This is a genomic window from Oleiphilus sp. HI0079, assembly GCF_001635105.1.
In genome coordinates this window covers 1-597 of the sequence record NZ_LWFT01000080.1, presented here as the reverse complement: position 1 = coordinate 597, position 597 = coordinate 1, and the positions used below count along the sequence as shown (strand labels likewise).

At 45.6% G+C, this 597-nt stretch carries 2 protein-coding genes; both read right to left on the bottom strand.

What is annotated here, in order from left to right:
* On the bottom strand, positions 1 to 194 hold a 194-nt coding region (locus tag A3750_RS01270), incomplete at its 3' end, for an aspartate 1-decarboxylase (protein WP_197474787.1).
* Between the two features lie 123 nt (positions 195 to 317).
* On the bottom strand, positions 318 to 593 hold the full coding sequence (locus A3750_RS01265; RefSeq protein ID WP_082873155.1) for a zinc ribbon domain-containing protein YjdM: 276 nt from the start codon (positions 591 to 593) through the stop codon (positions 318 to 320).
* Positions 594 to 597: the final 4 nt, after the last annotated feature.

Here is a 597-nt window from a genome sequence, read left to right as displayed (position 1 = left end):
CCCTTTTCACCAAGTATCACGTACGTTTCAAACCGAGCGCCGTTATTGATGTTGACCACCTGCACCTTCTCGTGCTCTTCAATGCCGCTTGCTTCGAGCAGCAAAGGGTCAATCGTGATACTACCAACGTAATTAAGATTGGCGTCTTTAACCGTAGCGCGATGGATTTTCGCTTTTAGTTTTTCAATCCACATACTTCGTGATACTCCTTGGTACTCGTCTTTATGAGATCTATCTTTCTCTCTCTGCCCTCTAAAATTTAGATAATTGAGGTCAGTTAATTGGTTCAGTGAATGCCGTGTTTTACAACGCAGCGCCTAATTGGACTTCTTCACAAACTTCGACTTCAGCATCATCGCACCCGCGCCATCAACCTTACAGTCGATGTCGTGGTCACCATCAACAAAACGTTTAATGGTCGCTTTGGTGCCCACTTTCAATACGGTCGATGATCCTTTCACTTTTAGGTCTTTAATCAGTGTGACTTTATCACCCTCTGCCAAATCGTTGCCCACGGCATCCTTAAGGTGAATCGCGTCTTCATCAGCCTGGTTCGGATCCCACTCATACGCACATTCGGGGCAAATCAACATGTTC